We start from the raw sequence: 25946 nt of genomic DNA on the forward strand, positions 1-25946 counted from the left end.
ACCTCAAATATTATACAAATAAGAACATCGAGATATGTCAAGAATTTGCCAGATAACAGGAAAGCGTGCAATGGTTGGTAACAACGTTTCCCACGCTAATAACAAAACGAAGCGTCGTTTTGAAATTAACTTATTGGAAAAGAAATTTTACCTTCCAGAGCAAGACAAGCACGTTACGCTAAAAGTTTCAGCTCATGGATTGAGAATCATTAACAAGATTGGAATCGAAGAAGCTATCGAAAGAGGCATCAGAGAAGGATTGATTAAAAAGAACTAAATCATGGCAAAAAAAGGAAATAGAGTTCAAGTAATTCTTGAATGTACAGAGCACAAAGAAAGTGGTATGCCAGGAATGTCTAGATACATTTCTACAAAAAATAAAAAGAACACTACAGAAAGATTGGAATTGAAAAAATACAATCCTGTTCTTAAGAGATCTACCCTTCACAAAGAAATCAAGTAATTTATAAATATAATTTACCATGGCAAAGAAAGTAGTAGCAACCCTACAAAGCGGACAGTCAAAAAAAATGACTAAAGTTGTGAAAATGGTGAAGTCTTCTAAATCAGAAGCTTACGTTTTCGAAGAAAAAGTAATGAATGCAGACGAAGTAGACGCTTATTTGAAAAAATAATCAGTTACTTTATTTACAATACAAAAACTACTCATATTTTGGGTAGTTTTTTTGTTATCTTTGCTTTTAATCTGGCTGGAAGTCAGAAGCTGGATGCACGAAGTTAAAATATTGTAAGCAAAGTTGCCGACATCCAACTTCCAACGCCCAGCTTCCATCAGTAACAATAAAATTCCATAATTCATAAGATGAGTTGGTTTAAAAATATTTTTAAAAAAGAAGAAAAAGAAACTTTAGATAAAGGTTTGGAAAAATCTAATCAGGGGTTCTTTGAAAAAATGACAAAAGCCGTAGTCGGCAAAAGCAAAGTAGATGACGAGGTACTTGATGATCTTGAAGAAATACTTATCGCTTCCGATGTAGGCGCGTCTACCACCATCAAAATCATCCAGAGAATAGAAGAACGCATCGCAAGAGATAAGTACGTCAATACAAGCGAATTGGATCGTATTCTTCGTGAGGAAATCTCAGGATTGCTTCTAGAAAATCCACAGGCAAATACCGGAAACATCGACACTTCAAAAAAACCTTACGTCATCATGGTCGTAGGAGTAAACGGTGTAGGAAAAACCACAACAATCGGTAAATTAGCTCATCAGTTTAAAGCCGATGGAAAAAAAGTAATTTTAGGTGCAGGTGATACTTTCCGTGCTGCTGCAGTAGATCAGCTTACGATTTGGAGTGAGAGAGCCGGAGTAACCATTGTAAAGCAGGAAATGGGTTCAGACCCGGCGTCTGTTGCCTTTGATACGGTACAAAGTGCAGTGGCTCAAGATGCAGACGTGGTAATCATTGATACCGCAGGAAGACTTCACAATAAAATCAATTTGATGAATGAGCTTTCTAAAATCAAAAGAGTGATGCAGAAAGTAATTCCTGATGCTCCACACGAGATTTTATTGGTTTTAGACGGTTCTACAGGTCAGAATGCCTTTGAGCAGGCAAAACAATTTACTGCCGCGACTGAAGTGAACGCTTTAGCTGTAACAAAATTAGACGGAACGGCAAAAGGAGGTGTAGTAATCGGAATTTCTGATCAGTTTCAGATTCCTGTGAAATACATTGGTGTAGGCGAAAAGATGCAGGACCTTCAATTATTTAATGGTACAGAGTTTGTAGATTCATTTTTCAAGAAGAGATAATTTAATATCTTTTGAATAATAAACATACTTACTAACATTAAAAAAAATTAAAACTATGGGATTCATTACATGGATTATTTTCGGTCTGATAGCAGGAGCTCTTGCTAAATTAATTATGCCGGGCAAACAAGGCGGCGGATGGTTGATTACGATTATTTTAGGTATCGTAGGCGCATTCGTTGGAGGTCTTATTGGAGTATATATTCTTCACTGGGGTGATGTAGATTCTTTTTGGAACTTCAAAAGCTGGTTCCTTGCCATTGGAGGTGCAATCATTGTTCTTTGGCTTTACGGAATGGCTACTAAGAAATAGAACTTTCATTTAATAAAACAAAAATCCCGATTTGAAATTTTCAAATCGGGATTTTTTATGAACAATATAATTTAGTCTATTTTAATTTGATAAGGCATTTCCATTTTTACCTCAGACTTCAGTTTCTTGTCTGTAATCTGTTCTAAAATTTCATAGTTTGCTTTACCAATTTTATTCTTGATCACTCTTGCAGAGATGTCATCTTCATTTAAATCTGAAAAGATTTGTTCAAATGCGCTCATCTTTTTAGGATAAGAAGAAACGTTGTATGATTTTAGATTTGCTTTTTGTGCTGCAAATTTCACAGCATCTTCTAGACTTCCTAATTCATCTACCAATCCTATTTGCTTTGCACGAGTACCACTCCACACTCTACCACCTCCTACTGCATCAATGTCTTCAAAAGATTTTTTTCTGTTTTGAGTCACAAAATGCACAAATCTCTTGTAAGTACCTTCTACACTTCTGGTCATAAGATTTACTCCGTAAGGCGTCAATCCGTTTAATGAAGAATAATATGCAGAATTGGCATTGGTTGCAACAATATCAGAACGCACACCGTTTCTGTTAGCCAAATCTTTAAAGTAAGGCATTACTCCAAACACCCCGATTGATCCTGTAAGCGTATTAGGTTCTGAATAGATTTTGTCAGCTGCCATTGCGATATAATATCCGCCCGAAGCCGCATAGTCACCGAAAGACACAATGAGTGGTTTTTTCTTTTTTAATTGTTGAAGCTCGAATAAAATTTCGTCCGAAGCATTTGCACTTCCACCAGGAGAATTAATACGTAGAACAACCGCTTTAATTTTATCATCATCCTGAAGCTCTTTAATGTATTTAATATATTTTTCAGAATAAATATCACTGTATTCATCACCATTATTGATAGAACCAGATGCGTATAATACTGCAATTTTCTCTCCTGATTTATCTTTGTCAGAGTAAGAATCGATATATTTTGCCAAAGAGATTTTATTTAATTTATCATCTCCTTTTAAGCTTAATTTTGCTTTAATGATTTCATCATACTCAGCCTTCTGAATAAGTTTGTCTGCTAATTTATGCTGCAAGCTTAAGTCAGGAATCATTCCGTACAAACTATCAACAACAGTTTTAAATTGACCTATATCCATTTTTCTTGAAGCAGCAATTTTGGAAGAAGTATTATCCCAAATATCATTAAGAAGCGTACTTAGTTGCTCTTTGTTTTCGGGTGAAATATCATTTCTTAAGAACGGTTCAACTGCAGATTTGAATTTTCCGTGACGGATTACTTCAATCCCGATTCCATATTTTTCAGCAAAATCTTTAAAGAATGTTACTTCAGTAGCAAGACCTTTCAATTCAATTCCACCAGACGGATTCAAATAATACTGATCAGCAACCGATCCTAAATAATAAGAAGACTGCGAAACTGTATTACCATAAGCATACACAAATTTTCTGCTCTTTTTAAAATCCTGAATCGCAGCTCTCAAATCATCAATCTGTGTAATTCCGGCATTTAAATTATCAACCTCTATACTAATACCTTTAATATTATCGTCATCTTTAGCTTTTCTTACCGCTTCCAACGCGTCATATATAAGGATGCTCGTATTTTTTTTGTTCATATTGAAAATACTTTGCTGATCTTCTGTAGGGCTGTCGATGATATCTGTTTTAAGATTAATCGTTAAAACAGAATTCTTTTTCACACTCACAGATTGCTCGCCACTCATCGATCCAAATGCAATCATGACGATAAAAAAGAAGAAAAACACAGCACATAGTATCATAATTGCTACTATATTTGCCAATACATTTTTAAAGAAACTCTTCATAAATAATCATTTTTCAATATGTCGCAACATAAGGTGGTTTTGTTACTGGGAAGTAACATTGGTGATAAAAAAAATAATTTAGACACTGCTTTAGAAAGACTAAAAGAGGTAGGTGATATATTACAAAATAGTGAATATTTAACATCCGAGGCCGTAGAGTTTGTTAGTTCCAATAATTTTTGTAATATTGCAACAATAATATTTACTCATTTTTCACCAATTCAATTACTTAATAAAATAAAGAAAATTGAAATTGAAATGGGGAGACTTAATGATTCTAAAATATCAGGAGGATACACAGATAGAATTATCGATATTGACATTATCAAATATAATGAGTTAAAATTCACTTCAGAAAGGTTAGAAATCCCTCATAAGAAACATCTTTTTGAAAGGGAATTTTCTAAAATATTATTAAAAAATTTTATTTAATAAAACATAAAACATATTGTATGAAATTAGGTTTACTACTATTGGCCACATTGCCTATTGCTACTTATGCTCAAGACAGTATCGCGGTTAACACCACAGACCAGTATCCCAATACTTTTTCTTCTGGTTCAGCGAATATTCAAAAATTTGACAATAAGGCAAGAAAGTTCAACGATTGGTCTGTATCAATCGGTGGAGGCCCTGCATTTATGACGTTCGCAGACGTTACATCTTTTTATGATGGAAAAGTAAATTGGGGATGGAATGCTTATGCAAGTATCGACAAACAGATTTCGCATACTTTTGGTCTTAGTTTGCAATACTCAATGGGTAAAACAAATCAACAGGCTAAATTACCAAACAATCCTGCTGCAGGAGTTGGTACTGCTTGGACTGAGTTTAATCAGGTTTCTCTTTTAGGAGATGTTAACTTATCTAATTTATTAAGAAGAGTTGACAATCATTCTCCTTACAGATGGGCTCTTCATGGATATTTGGGAGCCGGCTTTATGGGATATGAAACTGAATTGATTGACAGTGACGCTTCAAGATGGAATGTTAGTCCTGCAAGAATTCCAATTATGATCGATCAGAAATTGGGAATTGAATCATTTTTCATGCAGGCTGGTGTTGGTTTAAAATACAATGTATCAAAACTAATCGATATCGAAGCAAGAATGATGTACATCAACAGCTTTGATGAAGAATTCGATGGAGGTGGCGAAGGAAGAGCGCTTGAAACACCAACTGGTGACAGGATCAATTATAACTTAATTAATGATTCTTATTCAGATGCTATGATGACATTTAATTTAGGTTTATCATTTAAATTAGGTAAGCATCAAACTCACTTATCTTGGCATGATCCTTTACAAGAAATATATTATAGAACTCATGTGTTGGAAAACACTTCAAATGAGCTTGTAGTATGTGAAAAAGGCGATAACGACAACGATGGTGTTTGTGATGACTGGGACAGAGAATTGAATACGCCTGCCGGAGCAAGAGTTGACGGTTCTGGGGTAGCATTAGATTTAGATCTTGATGGTGTAATCGACTTATATGATAAGTGTGTTACAGTAGCAGGATCTGCTGATAATAATGGTTGTCCTAAATAATCATATTATCAAATAATAACAAATCATTTAATTAACTAAATAAAAAATACACTATGAAATTAAGTTTAGCAATTGTTGCATTTGCGTTGGCAGTTCCTACTGTAGCGTTTGCACAAGATTCAATAGCGGTAGTTTCAAATGAGGGATATCCAAATACATTCTCATCTGGGTCTGCTAATGTATCCCCGTTTACACAAAAATCTAAGAGATTCAACGATTGGGCTATCTCATTTGGTGCAGGTGTGCCATTAGTTCAGTCTGCAGATTTAACATCAATAAAAAACGGTAACGGAAAAAACCTTTTCGGTTATTCTGCTTATGTAAGTATAGACAAAGCGATTACTCATGCTTTTGGTATTAACTTACAGTATGACAGAGGTGAGACAAGACAAGGTTGGTTCAATACTAAAGATTCAGCTCCTGCAGGTTCAACATATCAGCAAGTAGGTGCAAGAACTCAATACGATGCAATCTCAATTTTAGGTGATATTAATTTCTCAAATCTTTTAAGAAGAGTTGATAATAAATCTACTTTCAGATGGGCATTACACGGTTATGCAGGTGTAGGTACATTAGCATACAGGGCCTATCAAAAAGATTTATCTGGTCAGAGATTGATGACAGAAATCAAACCTTTCAAATTTGGTTCATTCTTCGGTCAAGCCGGTGCAGGACTTAAATTTAAAGTAAACAGAAGATTAGATCTTGAAACAAGATTAATGTATGTTTACACAGGTGATGATGAATTCGACGGTGGTGGTGCACAGTATAGTACTATCAACAAAAGAGAAGATCAGATCTCAGACAACTTTTTCAATGCGACTGTAGGTTTATCTTTAAAGTTAGGAAAACACGAATCTCATTTAATGTGGCATGACCCATTGCAAGAGATTTATTATAAATTAGATGTGTTGGCTGATAAAAACCAAGATATCGAAGTTTGTAAGAAAGGTGATGCTGATAACGACGGAGTTTGTGACGATTGGGACAGACAACTTGATACTCCTGCTGGTGCAAGAGTGGATGGTGCAGGTGTTGCTCTTGATGCAGATTTAGACGGTGTTATTGATCTTCACGATAAGTGTGTTACAGTACCTGGTCCTGTTGAAAACGACGGATGTCCACTTACTCCAACCACTTCACCAGAAGGTCCAGTTGAAACTGTAATGGAGATGAACGGAATTGAATTTGATTTAAATTCTGACAGAATCTTACCTTCAAACACACCAATCCTTAACAACGCAGTTAGCTATATTAATTCTTCAAACGGTGCTTATACTGTAATTGGAGCAACTGATACCAGAGCTTCTGATGCTTATAACCAAAAGTTATCTGAAAGAAGAGCAAACAGTGTGAAAAACTATTTGATCAAAAATGGTGTAGATTCTTCTAAAATCAACGCTGTAGGTAGAGGTGAAAAAGACCTTAAATATCCTGAGTGTGATCCTGCTACTAAATGTCCTGAATGGAAAAACAGAGCAAACAGAAGAGTTTATTTCGAAGCTAAATAATAAACTTCTTATATATTTTAAAAAGTCACGCATTGCGTGACTTTTTTTGCTAAATTAGTTTCTATATTTTTACAGGATGATTTCTTCTCAAGATTTTCAGGAACTGAAAAATAAAACCCTAAAGCATTTTTGGGGTTATGACACCTTTAGAGATTCTCAAGGTGACATCATCGATTCTGTGATTACCGGAAATGACACTTTGGTTCTTTTACCAACCGGCGCGGGAAAATCACTTTGCTATCAACTTCCGGCTTTATTGAGAGAAGGTGTTTGTTTGGTTATTTCTCCGTTATTAGCTTTGATGAAAGATCAAGTCAATCAGTTAAAATTCAGAGGAATTGAAGCTGAATATCTGTCTTCAGAATTAGACGATTTTGATGCCGAAGTTATTTACAACAGATGTAAAGATGGTTTAACCAAACTCCTTTACGTTTCACCGGAAAGATTGACTAACTTTCATTTTATTCAGCAGATTGAAGAAATACAATTATCATTTATTGCGGTAGATGAGGCGCACTGTATTTCAGAATGGGGACAAGATTTCAGACCGAGTTATCAAAACATTAAAGATTTCAGAAAAAACAATCCTGAAATTGCGTGTCTTGCATTGACGGCAACAGCAACTCCAAAAGTTTTAGAGGAGATAAAAAATAAACTTGAATTAAAAAAACCGAACGTTTTTCAGAAAAGTTTTAAAAGAGATAATATTAAAATCTTTTCAGAAGAAATTTCGGATAAATACCAAAGGATTTTTAATATTCTAAAATATGCTAAAGAATCCGGCATCATCTATGTAAGAACCAGAAAAGATGCTGAGCTGCTTACAGAATATCTTCACAGAAATAAAATAAGCAACGTAGATTATTACCATGCCGGATTAACGACCAAAGAAAAAAATGAAAGACAGAATTTCTGGAACAATAGCGATCAAAATGTACTGATCTCCACCAACGCATTCGGGATGGGAATTGATAAAGATAATGTGCGCTTCGTCATTCACTTCTCCCCTTCTCAATCGATTGAAAACTATTATCAGGAAATCGGGCGTGCAGGAAGAGACGGAAAGAAAAGTTTTGCGTTCATGCTTTGGGATCAGCAGGAAATTTTAAATTTTGATCAGATTCTAAGAAATCAAATCCCAAACAAAGCTGAGTTTTTGAAAATTATTTCCTTTCTATATTCTAAGTTTCAGGTGGCAGAATTTGAACTTCCCGAAAAAGTTTTTCAGTTAAATATTTCAGGAATTCAAAACTTCACAAAACTTTCAACGGCCAAAATTAAAAACGTTTTAAATTTTCTACACACTCAAGAGATTATTTATTACAACAGCAACAAAAGCTTATCATCTTTAGAACTTTCAGTAAAAGCAGACGAAATTGATCAGATTCCTCAAAAAGACGCTTACTTTATTGAACTTCTTTTGCGTTCGATTTCAGGAATCACCAGTCACAAAGTGATGTTCAGTGAACAGAAAGTGAGCGACAAAATTGGAGTAAGTATTCATTTAATTAAAGAAAGATTAAAAGAACTACAACAGAAAAATTATCTTGAATATATCGATGGAGCTTTGGCAAGTGTGAAATTTCTTAAGCCACGAGATGAACGAGTGACCACCAGCATCTATTGGAAACTTTTTGAACAGATTCAGAAAAATAAAATTCAGAAGTGGGAAGAAATGAAATTTTATATCGAAGATTCCACCTACTGTAAAATGAAACTGATTCTTGCTTATTTTGGCGAAAAAAACTCAAAAAACTGTGGACAGTGTACGGTTTGCGAAAAAAATAAACGTTCCATATTTGGGAAAAATATCTCTTCAGAAATCACAGGTTTATTGGCTAAAAAACCGGCTACAATCGAAGAACTTTCAATTCAGTTAAATTTTCATGCAAAAGAAGATATTTTAGAACATCTCATCTTTCTTTTAGATTCCGGAAAAGTAAAAATGCTGAACTTCAGAACGTACGCGTTGAAATAAGTAATAAGCAATACTAAAGACTTCCCATTTTTAATCTTTTATTTTTTAAATAAATCAAAGACCTTTATCTTTGCATGATGAAATCATTGAAAGTCGTTTTTTTTGGTACGCCTGAGTTTGCAAAAACTGCTTTGGCAGCCATTCATCAATCAAACCATGAAGTAGTAGGCGTAGTAACTGTTGCTGACAAAGCGAGCGGGCGTGGACAGAAAATCAATCAGTCTGCTGTAAAAGTTTATGCTGTAGAAAACAATCTTCATGTTTTGCAGCCAGAAAAATTAAGAAATCCTGAATTTTTACAAGAAATTAAAAGTTTAGACGCTGATGTTTTCGTTGTCGTTGCCTTTAGAATGATGCCGAAAATCTTGTTTGAAATGCCAGAATTAGGAACTTTTAACCTTCACGCTTCTTTACTTCCTGATTATCGCGGAGCTGCACCGATTAATTATGCTGTAATTAACGGTGAAGAAAAAACCGGAGCCACAACATTTTTTATCAACGAAAAAATTGACGAGGGAAATATTCTCCTTCAGGAAGAAATTCAAATTTTGCCCGATGAAAACGCAGGAAGTCTTCACGACAGACTCATGGAAATGGGCGCAAAATTAATCGTAAAAACGCTTGATGGCCTATCTGAAAATTCAATAACAGAAAAACCTCAGCCACACGTTGAACAGCCCAAAAATGCCTTTAAAATCTTTAAAGAAGATACAAGAATCGACTTTTCTAAAACTTCAAAAGAAGTTCATCAATTCATCTTAGGAATGTCGCCATATCCTGCAGCTTTCACCACATTAAAAATCGGAGAAGAAGAAAAAGGACTGAAAATTTACGGCGGAAAATTTGAAATTACTAATCACGAGAAAACTTCCGGAACTTTAGATATTTCTAAAAATGAATTTAAGATTTACACCAAAGACGGAATTTATTATCCATTGGAATTACAATTAGAAGGAAAGAAGAGAATGAATGTCAAAGATTTCCTCAACGGATTTAGAAATTTCGACGAAATAAAAATGGCTTGATTACTCAAGCCATTTTTTATATGTTTTAATTGTGAATTTTATTCGAAGTCAATTCACTTTTAAAGCTGAACCATCTCCGTCACCTCAACATCATAACCGCCAACTTGTGGTTTTACGTTAGGATTTTGAGTGATTACTTTAAACTTATTGATTCCTAAATTTTTTAAAATTTGCGTTCCGATACCGTAGTCTCTGTAATTGAAAGCTGCAGTCGGATGTTTTTGTTGTCCGTCCTGATAATTCAAAAACTGCTGCAATTTTCTCAATGTATTTTCAGAATTAGATACATTATTGATAAAAATAATTGCTCCTTTTCCTTCTTCATTAATCATGCTTGTTACTTTCTCCAATAGAGGTTTTTCGCCATTGTTCAATCTCGTTAAGACATCGAAATACGAATCTGAAGACTGTACTCTTACCAAAACCGGCTCGTCAACCGTCCAAGAACCTTTCGTTAAAGCAAAATGAATCTGGTCATTAGAAGTTTCTCTGAAAGCCAGGAAATCAAAATCACCATACGCGGTTTTCACTTCTCTCTCTTCAATTCTTTCAATGAGATTTCCTTTTTTAAGCTGATAATGAATCAAATCTTCAATAGAAACGATTTTCATATCGTGTTTTTGTGCAAAAGCGTACAACTCAGGCAAACGAGACATACTTCCGTCCTCGTTCATGATTTCACAGATCACACCACCCTCTTTCAAACCTGCAAGACAAGTCAGATCAATTGCAGCTTCCGTATGTCCGGCTCTTTTTAAAACACCGCCTTTTTTAGCACGCAATGGAAAAATATGACCTGGACGCATAAAATCTGTTGGTTTTGATTTCTCATCCATCAAAGCCAAAATCGTTTTAGCTCTGTCACCAGCAGAAATTCCGGTAGAAGTACCATCTCCCAAAAGGTCAACCGATACGGTAAACGCAGTTTCTTTAGGATCGCTGCTTCTGCTTACCATAATATCCAGGCCTAGCTCATCGCATCTTTTCTCGGGAAGTGGCATACAGATAAGACCTCTGCCGTGGTATGCCATAAAATTGATCAATTCGGGAGTTGTAAGTTCGGCAGCACAAAGAAAATCTCCTTCATTTTCTCTGTCTTCATCGTCTACCACTATAATTATTTTACCATTTTTAAGGTCTTCAATAGCCTCTGGAATAGTATTTAACTTCAAATCTGACATTTTTACTTTAATTTTCGCAAAGATACTCATAAAAATAAGCATCAACAATTAATATAGATGGTTTGTTAAGCTTAGAATAACGAGTCTACCGCTCTTTTAATAATCTCATAAGATTCTAGCCTTTTTGAGTGATCGTAGATGTGAGAATTGATCATTAATTCATCTACCTGATATTTGTCCTGAAAATTTCTCAACTGTTCAGCTATTTCAGATTGATTTCCCACGAAGCTGAATTTCAACATTTTTAAAACCATTGTTTTTTCCATGGGCGACCAAATGCTATCCATATCCTCAACAGGTTTCGGAAAAGGCTTTCGATCGTTTCTGATAATATTAATAAATGCCTGAAATAACGTTGTAGAAAGAAAATTTGCTTCTTCGCTCGTTTCAGCTGCTACTCCATTTACACAAGCAATAATATAAGGTTTATCCAAATATTGAGATGGCTCAAAATGCTCTCTGTAAATCTTGAAGGCCATATCCATCTGATCGGGAGCAAAATGACCTGCGAAAGCATAAGGAAGTCCTAATTCCGCAGCCAACCAAGCACTGTCTGTACTCGATCCCAAAATATAAAGCGGAATATCTAAACCTTCACCGGGAATTGCACGAACCAAAGCATTCGAGTTTTCTTTAGAAAAATATCTCTGTAATTCTAAAATCTGTCTCGGAAACTGTTCATTGATGATGGCTGGATTTCTTCCCAAAGCCTGTGCCGTTAAACCATCTGTTCCGGGAGCTCTTCCCAAACCTAAATCTATTCTTCCCGGGAAAAGTGACTCTAATGTCCCGAATTGTTCGGCGATAATTAATGAACTGTGATTCGGAAGCATAATTCCACCGGAGCCTACTCTGATTTTTTTCGTTCCGTTGGCGATGAAACCAATCAGAACTGAGGTTGCAGAACTGGCAATGCTTTCCATATTGTGATGCTCGGCAAGCCAGAATCTTTTATAATTTAAATTTTCAGCAAAGTTTGCTAAAGACAGACTATCCTGAAAAGTATCATTGATGCTTTTTCCCTGCTTTACGGGAGCGAGGTCTAAAACAGATATTTCAAAGTTTTTCATATCGGATTGTTTATTTCTTCAAAAGTGATATGCAATCTCCTTTGTCGATTTCATTTATAAATAATTTGAAATACAAATTTAGAGTTAATAAACTGCATTAGTTACTTTTTGTAATTGATAGGAATAATGGTTATGTTGTGAGAAAAACTATTAGAAGAATATTATAATTCTAATTAACATTTAAACAAATAACTTATTAATATTATGAATGTCCGTAATTAGTAATAACTTAGTTTTTAAAGGTTTGTTTGTCATTCCGGAGGAATCTAAACATGCTGAAAATAAAGCAGTTTGGATTCCTCCGGAATGACAAAATGACTGATGATTTGAATGCTATGATTAAAAACGGATATTCATTTAATATTTTACTAAATTTAAATCATGAAATCAAAAATAATGTATCTCGAAAATAAATCAAGTGGTCACAATGGACTAGCTTGGATTGGTTTTGTGGAATTTTCGAAAACCGGGCAAACGATTTACTTCGATGGAAAAGCACTAAAGAAATTGAAAAATCCAGGAATTAATGCCAATCATTTTGATATAGAAACTGGCGAAGAATATTGGGTTTCGGGCGTGAAAAAGAACGGACAAGATAGACATTGGTGCGGAGGAGGAAAAATTATGATTGACAGAAGCTCTATTAATGAATATCTAAAATTAGTTGATTTTGATGTAGTCGACGAAAAGTATTTTATTGTAATTGAATTTAAAAAAACTAATAAGACAAGATTCAACGAACTTGAGAATTCAGAAATTGAATTTAGAAACGATAGCCGTTCTGCTAGTTTCTGGGATAATAACAAGAGAAAGCTAATCTTAGATTTAGTTTAGTTTTTTAATTTTCCAGCAAACTTTACTTTTATTTTTAGAATATCACATGAAAAAAATTATACTATTTTTTATTTTAGTAACATTAGTAAGTTGCTCTTTTAATCAAACATTTTCAAACAGAGAATCAGATAAAGATGAAGCACAAAAAGTATCCGAAAAATTTTATTGGGAACTGCAATATGGTTCTAATCAAGATAAAATGTATGAATTATTTAGTGATCAATTTTTTAAAATTACAAGCAGAGAAAAACTTAATCAGCTTAATCTTGATACTCAAAACCACAGCGGCATTATAAAGCAAAATGATCTTGTAAAATGGGAAACGTTGGTGGTAAAAGGTTCGGACGCCAAAAGTCAATATCTCCTGATCTACAATGTTGCAAGAGAATCTGGTATGACTGAAGAAACCTTCTCTATGCTAAAAGAAGATGGAATAATAAAGATCGTAGGCTACCACATCAATCATATAGCGAAAGAAGAAATTGAGTAACAAATACTTAACTTTCTTTTTCCTTCGAACGTTTATGTGTAAAATGATTAATCAATATCCTGATTTCATTAAAATCAAAATCATTAGGCAACGCAGTTTTCCATTCGTTTAAAGTTTCTTGGGGATCAGTTTTAAAAGCTTTTTCGAAAGTTTTAATTTTATCAGAAGTAATCACTCTCGACAAATCAAGCAAACCCTGCTCGGCAAATCTCGCCAAATGTCCCAAAACGGTTTCTTTGACCAAACCTCTTTCCAAAGCGATTTCTGAAATGGTTTTCCCTTGTTCAAATAATTGGAAAGTCAGAACCTGAGAAGGAACTTTCGCAATTTTCATGCTGACTTCTTTGTCGTTTTTTTCATCTAAAAGTTTCGTTTCCAAAAGATGAGCGGTTTTCAGACCATTCAAATATTCTTCAATATCTTCGAGCCAGCTTCTCAATTCTTCGTTGTAATTTTTCAGACCCTTTACGCCTTTTATTTCAGAGTAAAATTCTTTCAACGGACTGAAAATTTTGTCTTTCACTTCACTGAAAAAGAAATTAACGGCACCTTTGGTTTTACTTTCAATCTCACTCCACTCTTCGGTTTGGTTGATGAAATTATTGACTTTCTGAAAGATAATTCGTTCCAGTTTCTCGAAAATTTTACCCAGATTGACAACATCCCGTTTTAATTGAAGATACAACTGTTTTGATTTTACGTTGTCGATACTTTTGGTCGTGATCGAAAGATTATTCCACAGCTCAACTTCTTTTAAAAGCCATTGAGAATCTACCGAACGAAGCACTTTTCTGATGCTGTAATCATACTTTTCTCTGTTCAGAATTTCTTCCACGTTATCATTGGCAAAAGTATCACCCTGAAACTGAAGAATTCTGTTGTCTTTAAAAATAACTTCTGGAGTAATTTTAGATTTTAACACAATTCCTTCCAAAGTTCGGCAACGCGATAAAGCCACATAAACCTGACCTGCCGTAAAACTTTTTCCGGCATCAATAATCACTTTGTCAAACGTCAAACCTTGGCTTTTATGAATCGTCACCGCCCAAGCCAATTTTATCGGAAACTGCTCAAAGCTTCCTAAAACTTCTTCTTTAATATTTTTTTCGCCGTCTAAAGAATACTTTTTCTGTTCCCAGACTTCTCTTTTTACAGTAATTTCTCTTTCACTGCCTTCAAGAATAACTTTGATTTCTTTTTCGTCTAAAGCTGAAATTTCACCTATTTTTCCGTTAAAATATTTTTTCTCTCCGGAAATATCATTTCTTATAAACATGACCTGAGCGCCAATTTTCAATTCTAAAAACTGCTCATTAGGGAACTGGTTTTCTTTAAACTCACCAAAAAGTTTTGCTTCAAAAGTTGCCGGACTCACTTTTATTTCAGCCAATTTCTGCTGATTAATGTCGTCCGCAAATTTGTTGTGCGAACAGAGATAGATGTAAGAATCTTCACCCGCATTAAAATCAGGATTATATCTTTCATTCAGATGTTCAAAATCAATATTGGCAACGTCGCCGTCACGGATTGAATTTAAAATTTCAAGAAAATTTTCGTCAGTCTGACGATAAACTTTCGTCAGCTCAATCGTCAGCAAAGGAATATCTTTGATCGCAAGACTGTCAAAAAAGAAAGGCGACTGATAAAACATTTTTAAAATATGCTCATCTCTCACTACCGGCGGAAGCTGATACAAATCTCCGATGAATAACATCTGAACACCGCCAAAACGCTGATTATTTCTTCGGATAAATCGCAGGGAAAAATCCATCATATCCAAAACATCGGCACGCAACATCGAAACCTCATCAATAATCAGAACTTCAACCTCACGCAAAAGTTTGAGCTTATCTTTTCTGTATTTAAAATGTTGTTGAAGGTCCGCAATATTATTGCCTAAACTTCCGTCAATTCTGTCTGTTGTTGGTAAAAAAGTACGCAATGGCAATCCAAACATTGAATGAATGGTTACGCCACCGGCATTGATTGCAGCAATTCCTGTAGGAGCTACAACAATGTGTTTTTTTCTGGTTTTTTTTACAAATTCGTTAAGGAATGTTGTCTTTCCCGTTCCTGCTTTTCCGGTAAGAAAAACGCTTCGGTTGGTATGTTCTATTAAGTCAAAAAAATGATTATTCATCGATGCAAAAGTACAAAAATTGAAAATAAGGAACGAAATTTGATGGCCTTAAAAAAATAAAAATCTACCTATGAAAAACTGGTTAATCAAAATCCCTACACTTGTATTGTTTGCAAGTCTTACCATCTTTTCGTGCAAATCTGCACAAAATAACGATCCTGCAGATATGCCAAAAGATATTTCAGAAAGACCAGCAGATGAGAGTTCTCAAAAATATGATGAAGCGCAATTAGATAAATTAAAAGCTTCAATAGAATCAATGGTTACTAAAGAAAAATGTACAAATGCTGCAGATTGGGCTTTCTCACCTTTGGGAACAAAAGCTTGTGGAGGACCGGTTTCTTATATTGCATATCCAAAGAAAAATGAAGCAACCATTTTACCAAAAATTGAAGAGTACGCTGCAAAAATGTCTGAATTTAATAAGAAATACAACATTACCTCAGATTGTATGATGGCAGCAGAACCTAAAGGCGTGAAATGTCAGGCCGAAAAAGCGGTTTTGATCTATCCGTAACTAATTAGTTTTAAATATAATAAAAGCTCTGACTAAAATTTAGTTCAGAGCTTTTGTATTTTTTGCGTTGATAAGTTTTTGGCTAAAGCCGTTTGATTTTGTTTTATTGAAAACGAGCTAAAGCCAGTTTCTATTGAATAATTTCATTTTATTCTTTATACCAAGAAGAATATTTCACATAATTATCTGCAATCCTATTCACTTCTCCTTCAAGCAAAGCGGAAGAAATATCTTTGATTTTTCTTGCCGGAACCCCGCCCCAAACCTCACCAGATTTGATATGAGTTCCCTGCGTTACTACAGAACCCGCACCAACGATAGAATTTTCTTCAACCAGACAGTCATCCATTACGATAGAGCCCATTCCGATCAAAACATTGTCTTTAATTCTGCATCCATGAACAATTGCGTTGTGACCAATTGAAACATTATTTCCTATTTCCAAGGGGAATTTCTCGTAAGTACAATGCAGCATGGCATTATCCTGTACATTTACTTTGTCTCCCATTTTGATATAATTTACATCGCCTCTTATCACTGCGTTGTACCAAATACTGCAGTCTTTCCCCATCACCACATCTCCAATGATCGTTGCGGTTTCTGCCAAAAAAGTATTTTCTCCGATCTGCGGTGTTTTTCCTAAAAGTTCTTTTACAAGTGCCATATTTTTATTTTGAAATTTGATAATGAGCCAATTAAAAATTAAACATGAAATCACAAATTCTAAATTACAGTGATAGCAAAAATCTAACTCCTAACCTCCGACTTCTAACTTCTAAATCCGTATTTTTGTATCTCAAATTTAAAGAAAAAATGCATACTATTCTTATAGAGCCAACAGAAAACCCAAAAGTGATGAAATTTGTAGCTGATTACAATTTGATTCCAGGGTCTTTAGAACTGGACAGAAATTCAGATATATCAGAAATCCCTTTAGCACAGGAAGTTTTCAACTATCCTTTTGTGGAAAGAATTTTTATCACTGCTAATTTTGTAGCCATTGCAAAACAGGATACCGTAGAATGGGAACATATTGCCGAAAACCTGAAAAATGTAATTGAGGACGAGCTTTTGGCAAACCCAAGAATTTATCTTCAGAAGAAAAAGGAAATGGTTCAAATTTATGCGGAGATGACTCCTAATCCAAACGTGATGAAATTTGTTTCGAGCAAAATATTGATGGAAGGATTTGTAGAAGTGAAATCCAGAGAACAATCTGAAGGAGTTCCTTTGGCGCAAGCTCTATTTACTGAATTCGATTTTGCTAAAGAAGTTTTCATATCTGATAATTTTGTGGCTGTCACAAGAGATAATTCTGTAGAATGGCATCAGGTAATGATGGCTGTGCGTGGTTTTATTGCTGAATACTTGCAGACTGGCGGAGTAATTTCGACAATAGAATCTCAAAAACATGAAAATCCGGTAGAGAAAATCATCAATAGAGATTACACAGACGATGAGCAAAAAATTTCTGATATTCTGAATGAATATGTGGCTCCTGCAGTAGAAAACGATGGTGGAAAAATATCTTTAATGGAATACGACGAATCTTCAAAAACAGCAAGAATGCTTCTACAGGGTGCTTGCTCGGGATGCCCAAGTTCTACAGCTACATTGAAAGGCGGTATAGAAAATATTCTGAAACAATTTTTACCTGATTTAGTAGAACGAGTAGAAGCAGTTAACGGATAAACACAAGAAATAAGCAATGAGTAAAAGTAATTTTTCTTTACTTGATATTACTCATTACCAATTACTCATTACATATATAGAATGAAAGGAATATTATTAGTCAATCTCGGTTCACCAAGATCAACCTCTGTACCTGATGTAAGAGAATATCTAGACGAGTTCTTAATGGACGAAAAAGTGATTGATTACCGATGGTTTTTCCGTGCACTTTTGGTTCAGGGAATTATTTTAAATACAAGACCCGCAAAATCTGCCGAAGCTTATAAAACAGTATGGACAGATGAAGGTTCGCCTTTGATTGTCATCACTCAGAAAATTCAGAAAAAACTTCAGAAATTGGTTGACGTTCCTGTAGAAATCGGGATGCGATATGCTCAACCAAGCATTGAAGCCGGAATTCAGAAATTAGTTGATCAAGGTGTAACGGAAATTGTTTTATTTCCATTGTATCCTCAATATGCGATGAGCACAACTGAAACGGTGATTGACAAAGCAGAAGAAGTAAGAAAAAAGAAATTTCCAGGAGTTAAGATCAATTATGTTCAGCCTTTTTACAATAGAGAAATTTACATCGACTGTCTTGCGGAAAGCATCAGAGAAAAACTTCCTGAAAATTTTGATGCATTACAGTTTTCGTATCACGGCGTTCCCGAGAGACATATTTATAAAACCGATCCTACGAATACCTGTAATCTGAACGACTGTTGCTCGCGTGAGAATAATCCGAGTCATCAGTTTTGCTATCGTCATCAATGTTTTGACGTGACCAATTCTGTGATTAAAAAATTGGGATTACCAAAAGAAAAAGTGATGGTCACCTTCCAATCAAGATTGGGGAAAGATAAATGGATGGAACCTTATACTGACGAAACTTTAGAAACTATTGGAAAAAAAGGAATTAAAAACCTTGCTATAGTTTGTCCGGCTTTTGTTTCTGACTGTCTGGAGACTTTGGAAGAGATTTCAGTCGAAGGAAAACATCAATTTGAGCATGGTGGCGGAGAAAATTTCCATTACATTCCTTGTTTAAATGACGAAGACCGATGGATTGATGTCGTAAAAACACTTTGCGAAGAAAAACTGAACGAGTTTTATTTCGTTTAAATTCAATTTTTAAAAATATAGAGGACATTTGAGCAATCAAATGTCCTTTTTCTATTTATTTTGGGAACACCCCCTCAAAAACACACCAATTTAAATTAAAAACATATTTATTTTAAAATAATTTAAAATTTAATAGGGGTTAATTTGGTTTTTTGATATTTTTTTGTACTTTTACCATATCAAAAGATAGGGACAATTTAAAAATTTAGAAATAATGGACTCAAGTATAGAAATTCTAAAAAGAAAAATTGAAAGTTTCACTCCAGAACTTGCAGAGGCTTTCATTAGAATCGTGGAAAATTTAGATACAACTCCAAAATCTAATGTTCCGCAGTTTCAATTGGAGGAAGTTTCTCAAAGAATTCAGTTTCATTCTGAAAATAACAAGACTAAACTTGATTTCTTTGAAAGCATCTCTGAATTAGAAAAAATCTGTGCGTAATGAAAGTTTTATTGTCATCAATTGCAAAGAATGACATTCGAATGCTGATGAGGGTTTTTAATGCTGAGGAACACAATAAAGACAAGTATTTTTTGGATGATTTAAAAGAATCCATCAACACTATTTTAAGTAACTACGAGAAATTAGATATAAAAAGCAAGGAAATTCAGGTTTACAAAACCGAAAATTTTCCTGTCAACATTCATTATTTGTTTGAAGACAACGACAGCCTTTTTATTACTGCCATTTTTAAGAATTAAAAAAAGATATTTAATTGACGACTTTTTTTGACATTATTATATAGTTTGATTTTATCTGTAAAGGTCTTGTACACCTTAAAACAGCAACCTTACAAATGGAAAATTTGTAAGGTTTTTTTATTTAAAAAAATTTTTATCATTTGTGAAATTTCAAATTATCTCACAGGCGTTCTAAATTCCCCATACCCCAACAATCCGTCATAATTTCTTCCGAAAGGTTTATAGTACAAAAATGCCTGATAAAGATTTTCTGTCTGCCAGAAATTCCCGTTGATTTCTCCCAAATTCAAAGACCCGTTGGCTTCTTTGGTTGCGAGAATATAATTATAAAAACCTTGTTTCAGGAAAATTTTTGCGACATATTGTTTCTTTTCTGCATTATAAATCATTTGAGATTCTTTGTTTGCTTTAAAATTATTAAAGCCTCCCACGACATACAGTTCCTTATCCATCGGATCAGAATCTAGAGAAAAATGAACCCAGGCATAATCTGCTTCTCTTTCTGCATTTCTTTCTAAACCTAAATCATTTCTTCGGTAATAAAATGCTCCGTTAACGTCTGGTTGATATTGATAATTTAAAGGATACGCCCAAACCGGATGAAGATAAGTCTGATTAACCCCATCTTTCAAACCCGTTTCCTGCACCATATCTGCAGGCATATTCATGTTTTTATTATCGAAATAATAAAACTCGTTATTTCCGGGAAACACAATACTCATCTGCTGAAACAAAATCTGACTTCCCAAAGTAGAACTCGGTTTAAGATTAGTAATCGTCATATTCTGATTGTTATTCTGCATTACATTCAGCGTCATAGAATTCACATTTCCTGACAGATCTCCGCCTTTTGAAGTCACCTGCACCTCTACCCTTTGATTGACATTCGGATTTCTCGCATCTGCAATTCTTGAAATATTCAGAGCTAAATTTGCCTGATCTTCCACCAAAGAAAATCTTTTGGTAAACAGTGGTTTGTCTGCAGAATCTTTATAAACGATGATTTCAAAATTTCCGGAAATTTTCGGTCTGATCTTATCATTTGGAAAATTGAGTTTATAATGTGTGTAAGGCTGTATCGTATTGAAAGAATATTCAAACTGATCGAGCAATGCATTCATGCTTCCATTGGCAATTTCCGTGAAGAAAAGATTATCGTCCTGCCAATTTCTGTCGTAATGCTTGATGGTGTATCTGTAAATTGTACTAGAATTAGTCAAATCATCAAAACTCAACACCAACTGCTGGTTCATTGTAATGACCGGCGTTTCGTCATTCGTCTGAGGATTAAACAACTGAATACTTTGAATGTTCTGCCCGAAAGCTAAAGAACCTAAACTGAGTAAAAATATCTGCAACGTTTTCATTATGACGAAGATAACGAATCTCTAAAGAATATTGTATTTTTGATAAAAAAATATTCAGAATATGTTTCAAATACAGGCTTTCGTGTTCAATTTTGCAAGTGAAAATACTTACGTTCTTTTTAATGAAAACAAAAATGCATGGCTGCTCGATCCGGGAAATATGAACGAGCAGGAAAGCAAAGCAATTGAAGGTTTCATCACAGAAAACGGATTAAAGATTGAAAAAATCATTTTAACTCATGCTCATATCGACCATGTTCTAGGTTTACAATGGGCATTTGACACGTATAAAGTTCCTGTAACAATGCATGAAGATGATAAAGAAGTTTTGGATATGCTTCAGGCAAGCGGAATAAGATTTGGTTTTCAGATTCCTGCAGTAAACGTTGATTTAGAATATGTAAACGAAGATGATGAATTGGATTTCGACGGCGAGAAATTTAAAATCTATCACGTTCCGGGACATTCGCCTGGAAGTGTGGTTTACCACAATGAAACTCAGAAATTTATCATTTCCGGTGATGTTTTATTTGAAGGAAGCATCGGAAGAACAGATTTATATAAAGGAAATTATGAGCAGCTAATTGAAGGAATTAAAACCAAGCTTTTTATTCTTAATGATGAAACGCAGGTTTTCTCTGGGCACGGAAATCCTACAACGATTGGTTTTGAGAAGGAGTACAATCCGTTTTTTCAGTAGAAGTTTGGGTTCGAATACATGAGAGTTTTAGGGTTTTATTAGAGTCTTGAAAATATTGAGATGCTTCGACAAGCTCAGCATGACATCGCTACAAATAATCTGTTAAAATAAAAACAGTTAGTATTAGAATTGTCATGCTGAGCGGAGTCGAAGCATCTCTTAAAAATAAAAACCGTCAGAATAAATTCCGACGGTTTTCAATTTAAATATTTAGAATAATTATTTAGAAATCCAAAGTAATCGAAGCTCTTACAGCCGCCCCCATAATCGGTCTTGCCATAATCGTTCCGTCTCCAGATGGAGATCCTGCTCTTGGGTCACCTTCTGTAATTCCGATGGTGTTGAAAATATTTGTTCCGTCAACTGCAAATCTGATTTTCCCCAACTGATAAGAAGTTCCCGCTCCTACCTCTGAGAATGAAGGCAATGTCTGCGCATTTTTCTCATCCTGGAAACGTTTTCCGTAATAATTTACACTTGCATACGCTCTCCATTGTTTAGTAATATTTACAGCCGGAGCGATATTGAAGTAAAACTTAGGCATTCTTCTTACGGTGTTGTCATCATAATTAAATGTAGATCCGTCCGCATTATTTCCTGTAAAATCTTTGTATTTCGGATTTTGAATGGTTCCGTTGAAAGTTACTTCCAATAAATTATTAAACAATCTCGCATAACCCTCTAATTCTACCCCAAAATTGCTAGTGTTGGCAAATTTGTTTTCTGAAGTTCCGTCAGAGAAAACATCGGTAAACGATAAGTTTTTCAATGTTGAATAGAACGGAATTACCGCAATATCAAAAGTTCTTGAGTAGTATTTGTATCCAACTTCTAATTGATTGGTCGTAACAGGTTTTATTGCTGAAAGATCCATCATATTATTGTAGTACGCTTCTTCATTCGGAGATCTGAAACCATTAGAAAAACGTGCATAGACTGCATTTTCTGAATTAATTTTATAATTTAAAGCCGTAGTGAAAGATACTCTGTTGACATCATAATTCCAATATGTGAATTTATTCCCCAAAACAGACATATTATCATCCGCAGTTGTCGTTAAAAAACTGTGCGTTCCGTCTGTTGTCAAGCCAGAATTATTTAAATTTCCGGAAGTTGTGTTGACACCATACCCTTTGTAGAAATCACGGCTGTAACGAATTCCTCCATTGAAGCTTAAATCATCTGTAATATTGAAGTCTAAATTTGCATAAAGATCATTCAAACTCCCTTGAACCTGAGAATCTCTCAACAAGAAAGACATTTCTGTAACTCCGTTGTATGTTTTAGAATAACCTGTACTTGTTGGCGCAAGAGAAGTATCCACTAAATTTAATAACTCTGGTTTGTCCGAAGCTGTTGCTAAAATATTACTCCAATTCCAGTTTTGATGAGATTTCCAGTTAGATTTATAGAAACCTGCCGTTACATTTCCTTTATCAAATTTATAACTGAACTGTAAGTCATTCACGAAATTATTCATCTGCTTGTCGATTGCCCAGAAACCTAATTTCTGCACATAAGCCGGATTCATAACTGCACCAGAACTTACTGATGAATATTGGAAGTTATTGCCTGTAATTCCATAAGAGCTTGCAAAATCTGCAGCAGTTTGCGGACCGCCTGCCGGGAAAATTCCGGTATAATTCATGTCGATATTAGTATACCTTGTTTTATTTAAAACAGAGAAATTTCCACCTAAGTCATATTTAAATTCAGCCCCCAAAACATCAACTTTCGGATGAATTCCGTCTTCTAAATTTCTACTGAAAAAACCTCCACCCGCTTGTGGGATATTTAATTGGCTGATATTTCTGTAGCTGTACGTTCCGTAATTAGCATCAAATCCGTTAAATTCTTTTAGATCATTTCCATTTTGTACCAAAGGAATCGGAAGGTAGAATGTATTTCTGTCATCCAATTTTTTATAGTAAACTTTAGCATAACCTTTATCAAAGACATATTTCAGATTCATTCTGATCTGTCCGCCCTGATTTGCTTTGAAACCAGTTTTTCTGATTCCGTCATCGGTTCTGTAAAAACCACCAACGTTAAAGAATAATTTATCCTGAACCAAAGCTCCGCCAACATTGACGTCTGTACGCATCAAACCGTAAGTACTTGTTTCTAATTTTGCCGTTCCTTTGAAATCGTTTCCGCCTTCTTTCGTAATAAAGTTGATTAAACCTCCTGGAGAATTGGTTGCAAAAATAGATCCTGAACCACCTCTCAAAGCTTCTAATCTGCTAACAGAATTGTCAACACGGAAAAAGTTATCTGCATTTGCAAATTGCAACGCTCCGTCTTCAAAAACCGGAAGTCCATCTTCCTGAACCTGTACAAATTCATAAGCTCCGGCAGAAGGAATCCCTCTTGCGAAAAGGTTATTTCCTACTTCACCACCGGAAGTTTCAACCGCAAAACCGGGAACTCTCTGCAATAAAGCAGCAGCACTGATCGGGTTTTGTTTCTGAATTTCTTTTGCACTGAACGTAGAAATCGCCGTACTCGATTCGATTTTTGGTTTTGGTCTGGAGTTACCTGTGATGACCACCTGGTCAATAGATGCAGTTCTTGTAGAATCCTGTGGAGTTTCTTGTGCATACGTATTATTGAAATAAAGCGTAGCAATTCCGGCAAGCAAAAAGATTGATTTGTTTTTCATAGCCAAATTGTTTTTATATAGTTTGTTTAATTATTTTTTAATTTAAGATAAACGCCATTCGTCCATCCGAAGCCGTCCTGATTAGGATATTCTCCTCCCCCTGCAACGGTTTCTATATCTAAAGCGTTGTATTTTTCCATCAATTTTCCGGTATTATTATAGACTCTTTCAACGTTTGAAGACCAATTGTTTTTAATTTTTTCGGCTAAATAATCAAAACCATAGTTCTTCATTGATTGAAAACCTAACCATTGATAAGGTGCCCAAGCGTTTGGAAAATCCCATTGCTGACCTGAATTTTTGGTCGTAGTAACCAATCCGCCTTGATGAAGAAATTTTTCTTCAATATTTTTAGCAACACATTTCGCCTGTTCATCACTCGCTAGACCAAGAAATAGAGGATAAAGAGCCGCAATATGTTCGGACAGTGTTGTTGTATTTTTTCTGGTGTGATAATCTTTATAAGTTCCTGAATTTTCGTCCCAGAAATATTTGTCGATCATCTGCCTTCTATTCGCTGCTCTTCCTGAATAACATTTTCCTTTTTCAGCTAAATTTTGAAGTGATGAAGATTTTGCTAAAGTGTTTTCTAAATGCCATAAAAGACAATTCAAATCAACCTGAGTAAGATTTAAAGTTTCAATTGTCTGAATTGTATCTCCGTCTGCAAACCATCTGCTGGAAAAATCCCACCCTGATTCGCAGGCGCTTCTTATATTTCTGTAAAATTCTTCGCCAGCATTTTCACTGTCTTCAATATCAATTAAATAACTTTCAGGACGTGGTTCGTTTTCTGCGTCGTAATATCTGTTTAAAACATCTCCGTTAACAGTTTTCACTACTCTTTTTATACTTGAACCATTCTCTAAATCTTTTTCGCCATTCATCCAGAAAGCATATTCTTTTTCTAACGTGTCGTGATATTTAATATAAATATTTTCATCTTTTGTGGTTTCAAAAAGTAAATCAAGCATCAACGAAAAGTATGGCGGTTGAGAACGGCTTAGAAAATGAGTTCTGCTCGCGTTCGGCACGAAACCAACTGTCTGAATTAAATAAGAACAGTTTTCAATAATATTTTCCATCATTTCCACTTTTCCGGAAACCTGCAAACCGAGCATAATGAAATAGCTGTCCCAATAAAAAAATTCGTTAAAACGACCTCCCGGAACGACATACGGCTTTGGAAGTTTCAATAAAGTTCCTTTTTCTTCATAAGCCGTTCTTGTCAATTCGTCCCAAAGTTTTTCGATATGCTCATCAATTGGCAATTGAGCTTCTCTTTTAATTGAAATTTTAGCTCCTAAAAAATCGAAATTTGACAATACAAATTGTTTCAAATCAAAACCTTTTTCATTTTTTTCATTTTCATATTTAGAATTAATTTCAGCAACAGAAAATAATGGAACTGCATCCGTCATTGTTTTTTGGTCTTCAAAAATCTGAGACCTTTGAACCTCATCAAAAAGAGTCTGAATTTCGTTGATATATAGTTGATTATTCATCT

At 34.8% G+C, this 25946-nt stretch carries 27 protein-coding genes; 18 read left to right on the top strand and 9 right to left on the bottom strand.

What is annotated here, in order from left to right; translation table 11 throughout:
- Positions 1 to 34: 34 nt before the first annotated feature.
- From rpmB to LNP04_RS07325, 3 genes are read left to right on the top strand one after another with little or no spacing between them, the layout of a single operon-like run.
- Entirely contained in the window at positions 35 to 277 is a 243-nt protein-coding gene (gene rpmB, locus LNP04_RS07315) for a 50S ribosomal protein L28 (protein WP_034760742.1), read from the top strand.
- A 3-nt stretch (positions 278 to 280) separates the two neighbouring features.
- Complete coding sequence (gene rpmG / locus LNP04_RS07320) at positions 281 to 463, top strand: 50S ribosomal protein L33 (RefSeq protein ID WP_027373683.1); 183 nt, start codon at positions 281 to 283, stop codon at positions 461 to 463.
- A gap of 19 nt (positions 464 to 482) precedes the next feature.
- Positions 483 to 635 (top strand): DUF4295 family protein, encoded by a 153-nt coding sequence (locus LNP04_RS07325; protein ID WP_082002123.1) that lies wholly within the window; start codon positions 483 to 485, stop codon positions 633 to 635.
- Here the strand turns inward: LNP04_RS07325 and LNP04_RS07330 are convergent.
- Positions 620 to 820, bottom strand: a complete 201-nt coding sequence (locus LNP04_RS07330; RefSeq protein ID WP_229985876.1) for a hypothetical protein — start codon at positions 818 to 820, stop codon at positions 620 to 622. The genes LNP04_RS07325 and LNP04_RS07330 overlap by 16 nt on opposite strands.
- Before the next feature lie 3 nt (positions 821 to 823).
- Between LNP04_RS07330 and ftsY the strand changes: the two genes are divergently transcribed.
- Positions 824 to 1777 carry a signal recognition particle-docking protein FtsY gene (ftsY, locus tag LNP04_RS07335; RefSeq protein WP_229985877.1) on the top strand — a complete coding sequence of 318 codons (954 nt, stop codon included), beginning with the start codon at positions 824 to 826 and terminating at the stop codon, positions 1775 to 1777.
- Between the two features lie 55 nt (positions 1778 to 1832).
- Positions 1833 to 2090: a GlsB/YeaQ/YmgE family stress response membrane protein gene (locus LNP04_RS07340; protein WP_229985878.1), complete on the top strand. Its 258-nt coding sequence runs from the start codon at positions 1833 to 1835 to the stop codon at positions 2088 to 2090.
- Positions 2091 to 2161: 71 nt separating this feature from the next.
- Here the strand turns inward: LNP04_RS07340 and sppA are convergent, their stop codons facing one another.
- Positions 2162 to 3916, bottom strand: coding sequence for a signal peptide peptidase SppA (gene sppA / locus LNP04_RS07345; protein WP_229985879.1), 1755 nt, complete (start codon positions 3914 to 3916; stop codon positions 2162 to 2164).
- 18 nt (positions 3917 to 3934) lie between these two features.
- Here sppA and folK point away from each other — a divergent pair, with 18 nt between their 5' ends.
- From folK to fmt, 5 genes are all read left to right on the top strand, one after another.
- Positions 3935 to 4348, top strand: a complete 414-nt coding sequence (gene folK / locus LNP04_RS07350) for a 2-amino-4-hydroxy-6-hydroxymethyldihydropteridine diphosphokinase (RefSeq protein WP_229985880.1) — start codon at positions 3935 to 3937, stop codon at positions 4346 to 4348.
- A 20-nt stretch (positions 4349 to 4368) separates the two neighbouring features.
- Complete coding sequence (locus LNP04_RS07355; RefSeq protein ID WP_229985881.1) at positions 4369 to 5466, top strand: OmpA family protein; 1098 nt, start codon at positions 4369 to 4371, stop codon at positions 5464 to 5466.
- 53 nt (positions 5467 to 5519) lie between these two features.
- Positions 5520 to 6977 carry an OmpA family protein gene (locus tag LNP04_RS07360; protein ID WP_229985882.1) on the top strand — a complete coding sequence of 486 codons (1458 nt, stop codon included), beginning with the start codon at positions 5520 to 5522 and terminating at the stop codon, positions 6975 to 6977.
- Positions 6978 to 7053: 76 nt separating this feature from the next.
- Positions 7054 to 8955 (top strand): ATP-dependent DNA helicase RecQ, encoded by a 1902-nt coding sequence (locus LNP04_RS07365; RefSeq protein ID WP_229985883.1) that lies wholly within the window; start codon positions 7054 to 7056, stop codon positions 8953 to 8955.
- Between the two features lie 77 nt (positions 8956 to 9032).
- Positions 9033 to 9980: a methionyl-tRNA formyltransferase gene (fmt, locus tag LNP04_RS07370; protein WP_229986279.1), complete on the top strand. Its 948-nt coding sequence runs from the start codon at positions 9033 to 9035 to the stop codon at positions 9978 to 9980.
- A gap of 59 nt (positions 9981 to 10039) precedes the next feature.
- Here the strand turns inward: fmt and ribB are convergent, their stop codons facing one another.
- The gene (gene ribB / locus LNP04_RS07375) at positions 10040 to 11161 is read right to left on the bottom strand and encodes a 3,4-dihydroxy-2-butanone-4-phosphate synthase (protein WP_229985884.1); all 1122 of its coding nucleotides are present in this window, start codon (positions 11159 to 11161) and stop codon (positions 10040 to 10042) included.
- Between the two features lie 71 nt (positions 11162 to 11232).
- Positions 11233 to 12231 (bottom strand): LLM class flavin-dependent oxidoreductase, encoded by a 999-nt coding sequence (locus LNP04_RS07380; RefSeq protein ID WP_229985885.1) that lies wholly within the window; start codon positions 12229 to 12231, stop codon positions 11233 to 11235.
- Between the two features lie 381 nt (positions 12232 to 12612).
- Here LNP04_RS07380 and LNP04_RS07385 point away from each other — a divergent pair, with 381 nt between their 5' ends.
- Positions 12613 to 13065, top strand: a complete 453-nt coding sequence (locus LNP04_RS07385) for a hypothetical protein (protein WP_229985886.1) — start codon at positions 12613 to 12615, stop codon at positions 13063 to 13065.
- A 46-nt stretch (positions 13066 to 13111) separates the two neighbouring features.
- Complete coding sequence (locus LNP04_RS07390) at positions 13112 to 13555, top strand: hypothetical protein (RefSeq protein WP_229985887.1); 444 nt, start codon at positions 13112 to 13114, stop codon at positions 13553 to 13555.
- 7 nt (positions 13556 to 13562) lie between these two features.
- On the opposite strand, the gene LNP04_RS07395 is transcribed toward LNP04_RS07390, so the two are convergent.
- Positions 13563 to 15695: a helix-turn-helix domain-containing protein gene (locus LNP04_RS07395; RefSeq protein WP_229985888.1), complete on the bottom strand. Its 2133-nt coding sequence runs from the start codon at positions 15693 to 15695 to the stop codon at positions 13563 to 13565.
- 70 nt (positions 15696 to 15765) lie between these two features.
- On the opposite strand from LNP04_RS07395, the gene LNP04_RS07400 reads away from it, so the two are divergent.
- Positions 15766 to 16212 carry a hypothetical protein gene (locus LNP04_RS07400; protein ID WP_229985889.1) on the top strand — a complete coding sequence of 149 codons (447 nt, stop codon included), beginning with the start codon at positions 15766 to 15768 and terminating at the stop codon, positions 16210 to 16212.
- A 148-nt stretch (positions 16213 to 16360) separates the two neighbouring features.
- Here the strand turns inward: LNP04_RS07400 and LNP04_RS07405 are convergent, their stop codons facing one another.
- A complete protein-coding gene (locus tag LNP04_RS07405; protein WP_056012567.1) occupies positions 16361 to 16876 on the bottom strand; it encodes a gamma carbonic anhydrase family protein in 516 nt (171 codons plus the stop codon).
- A gap of 149 nt (positions 16877 to 17025) precedes the next feature.
- On the opposite strand from LNP04_RS07405, the gene LNP04_RS07410 reads away from it, so the two are divergent.
- From LNP04_RS07410 to LNP04_RS07425, 4 genes are all read left to right on the top strand, one after another.
- The gene (locus tag LNP04_RS07410) at positions 17026 to 17904 is read left to right on the top strand and encodes a NifU family protein (protein ID WP_229985890.1); all 879 of its coding nucleotides are present in this window, start codon (positions 17026 to 17028) and stop codon (positions 17902 to 17904) included.
- Between the two features lie 81 nt (positions 17905 to 17985).
- Positions 17986 to 19008: a ferrochelatase gene (gene hemH, locus LNP04_RS07415; protein ID WP_229985891.1), complete on the top strand. Its 1023-nt coding sequence runs from the start codon at positions 17986 to 17988 to the stop codon at positions 19006 to 19008.
- 214 nt (positions 19009 to 19222) lie between these two features.
- On the top strand, positions 19223 to 19450 hold the full coding sequence (locus LNP04_RS07420) for a hypothetical protein (RefSeq protein WP_129534865.1): 228 nt from the start codon (positions 19223 to 19225) through the stop codon (positions 19448 to 19450).
- On the top strand, positions 19450 to 19710 hold the full coding sequence (locus LNP04_RS07425; protein ID WP_229985892.1) for a hypothetical protein: 261 nt from the start codon (positions 19450 to 19452) through the stop codon (positions 19708 to 19710). The genes LNP04_RS07420 and LNP04_RS07425 overlap by 1 nt, the downstream gene beginning before the upstream one ends.
- 155 nt (positions 19711 to 19865) lie before the next feature.
- Here the strand turns inward: LNP04_RS07425 and LNP04_RS07430 are convergent, their stop codons facing one another.
- Positions 19866 to 21077 carry a type IX secretion system plug protein domain-containing protein gene (locus LNP04_RS07430; RefSeq protein WP_229985893.1) on the bottom strand — a complete coding sequence of 404 codons (1212 nt, stop codon included), beginning with the start codon at positions 21075 to 21077 and terminating at the stop codon, positions 19866 to 19868.
- Positions 21078 to 21138: 61 nt separating this feature from the next.
- On the opposite strand from LNP04_RS07430, the gene LNP04_RS07435 reads away from it, so the two are divergent.
- Positions 21139 to 21777, top strand: a complete 639-nt coding sequence (locus LNP04_RS07435) for an MBL fold metallo-hydrolase (RefSeq protein ID WP_229985894.1) — start codon at positions 21139 to 21141, stop codon at positions 21775 to 21777.
- 223 nt (positions 21778 to 22000) lie between these two features.
- On the opposite strand, the gene LNP04_RS07440 is transcribed toward LNP04_RS07435, so the two are convergent.
- A complete protein-coding gene (locus LNP04_RS07440) occupies positions 22001 to 24439 on the bottom strand; it encodes a TonB-dependent receptor (RefSeq protein WP_229985895.1) in 2439 nt (812 codons plus the stop codon).
- 26 nt (positions 24440 to 24465) lie between these two features.
- A complete protein-coding gene (locus LNP04_RS07445) occupies positions 24466 to 25944 on the bottom strand; it encodes a trehalase family glycosidase (RefSeq protein ID WP_229985896.1) in 1479 nt (492 codons plus the stop codon).
- Between the last annotated feature and the right edge of the window lie 2 nt (positions 25945 to 25946).

This window comes from Chryseobacterium sp. C-71, assembly GCF_020911865.1.
Lineage (GTDB): Bacteria > Bacteroidota > Bacteroidia > Flavobacteriales > Weeksellaceae > Chryseobacterium.

Excerpts from the sequence above, each read along its gene's own strand:
- rpmB (WP_034760742.1), top strand. The coding sequence starts at position 35 with ATGTCAAGAATTTGCCAGATAACAGGAAAGCGTGCAATGGTTGGTAAC.
- folK (WP_229985880.1), top strand. The coding sequence starts at position 3,935 with ATGTCGCAACATAAGGTGGTTTTGTTACTGGGAAGTAACATTGGTGAT.
- LNP04_RS07380 (WP_229985885.1), bottom strand. The coding sequence starts at position 12,231 with ATGAAAAACTTTGAAATATCTGTTTTAGACCTCGCTCCCGTAAAGCAG.
- ribB (WP_229985884.1), bottom strand. The coding sequence starts at position 11,161 with ATGTCAGATTTGAAGTTAAATACTATTCCAGAGGCTATTGAAGACCTT.
- LNP04_RS07340 (WP_229985878.1), top strand. The coding sequence starts at position 1,833 with ATGGGATTCATTACATGGATTATTTTCGGTCTGATAGCAGGAGCTCTT.
- fmt (WP_229986279.1), top strand. The coding sequence starts at position 9,033 with ATGAAATCATTGAAAGTCGTTTTTTTTGGTACGCCTGAGTTTGCAAAA.
- LNP04_RS07330 (WP_229985876.1), bottom strand. The coding sequence starts at position 820 with ATGAATTATGGAATTTTATTGTTACTGATGGAAGCTGGGCGTTGGAAG.
- LNP04_RS07405 (WP_056012567.1), bottom strand. The coding sequence starts at position 16,876 with ATGGCACTTGTAAAAGAACTTTTAGGAAAAACACCGCAGATCGGAGAA.
- LNP04_RS07325 (WP_082002123.1), top strand. The coding sequence starts at position 483 with ATGGCAAAGAAAGTAGTAGCAACCCTACAAAGCGGACAGTCAAAAAAA.
- LNP04_RS07430 (WP_229985893.1), bottom strand. The coding sequence starts at position 21,077 with ATGAAAACGTTGCAGATATTTTTACTCAGTTTAGGTTCTTTAGCTTTC.
- LNP04_RS07385 (WP_229985886.1), top strand. The coding sequence starts at position 12,613 with ATGAAATCAAAAATAATGTATCTCGAAAATAAATCAAGTGGTCACAAT.
- LNP04_RS07365 (WP_229985883.1), top strand. The coding sequence starts at position 7,054 with ATGATTTCTTCTCAAGATTTTCAGGAACTGAAAAATAAAACCCTAAAG.
- LNP04_RS07360 (WP_229985882.1), top strand. The coding sequence starts at position 5,520 with ATGAAATTAAGTTTAGCAATTGTTGCATTTGCGTTGGCAGTTCCTACT.
- LNP04_RS07400 (WP_229985889.1), top strand. The coding sequence starts at position 15,766 with ATGAAAAACTGGTTAATCAAAATCCCTACACTTGTATTGTTTGCAAGT.
- LNP04_RS07395 (WP_229985888.1), bottom strand. The coding sequence starts at position 15,695 with ATGAATAATCATTTTTTTGACTTAATAGAACATACCAACCGAAGCGTT.
- hemH (WP_229985891.1), top strand. The coding sequence starts at position 17,986 with ATGAAAGGAATATTATTAGTCAATCTCGGTTCACCAAGATCAACCTCT.
- LNP04_RS07410 (WP_229985890.1), top strand. The coding sequence starts at position 17,026 with ATGCATACTATTCTTATAGAGCCAACAGAAAACCCAAAAGTGATGAAA.
- LNP04_RS07425 (WP_229985892.1), top strand. The coding sequence starts at position 19,450 with ATGAAAGTTTTATTGTCATCAATTGCAAAGAATGACATTCGAATGCTG.
- LNP04_RS07435 (WP_229985894.1), top strand. The coding sequence starts at position 21,139 with ATGTTTCAAATACAGGCTTTCGTGTTCAATTTTGCAAGTGAAAATACT.
- sppA (WP_229985879.1), bottom strand. The coding sequence starts at position 3,916 with ATGAAGAGTTTCTTTAAAAATGTATTGGCAAATATAGTAGCAATTATG.
- LNP04_RS07390 (WP_229985887.1), top strand. The coding sequence starts at position 13,112 with ATGAAAAAAATTATACTATTTTTTATTTTAGTAACATTAGTAAGTTGC.
- rpmG (WP_027373683.1), top strand. The coding sequence starts at position 281 with ATGGCAAAAAAAGGAAATAGAGTTCAAGTAATTCTTGAATGTACAGAG.
- ftsY (WP_229985877.1), top strand. The coding sequence starts at position 824 with ATGAGTTGGTTTAAAAATATTTTTAAAAAAGAAGAAAAAGAAACTTTA.
- LNP04_RS07440 (WP_229985895.1), bottom strand. The coding sequence starts at position 24,439 with ATGAAAAACAAATCAATCTTTTTGCTTGCCGGAATTGCTACGCTTTAT.
- LNP04_RS07355 (WP_229985881.1), top strand. The coding sequence starts at position 4,369 with ATGAAATTAGGTTTACTACTATTGGCCACATTGCCTATTGCTACTTAT.
- LNP04_RS07420 (WP_129534865.1), top strand. The coding sequence starts at position 19,223 with ATGGACTCAAGTATAGAAATTCTAAAAAGAAAAATTGAAAGTTTCACT.
- LNP04_RS07445 (WP_229985896.1), bottom strand. The coding sequence starts at position 25,944 with ATGAATAATCAACTATATATCAACGAAATTCAGACTCTTTTTGATGAG.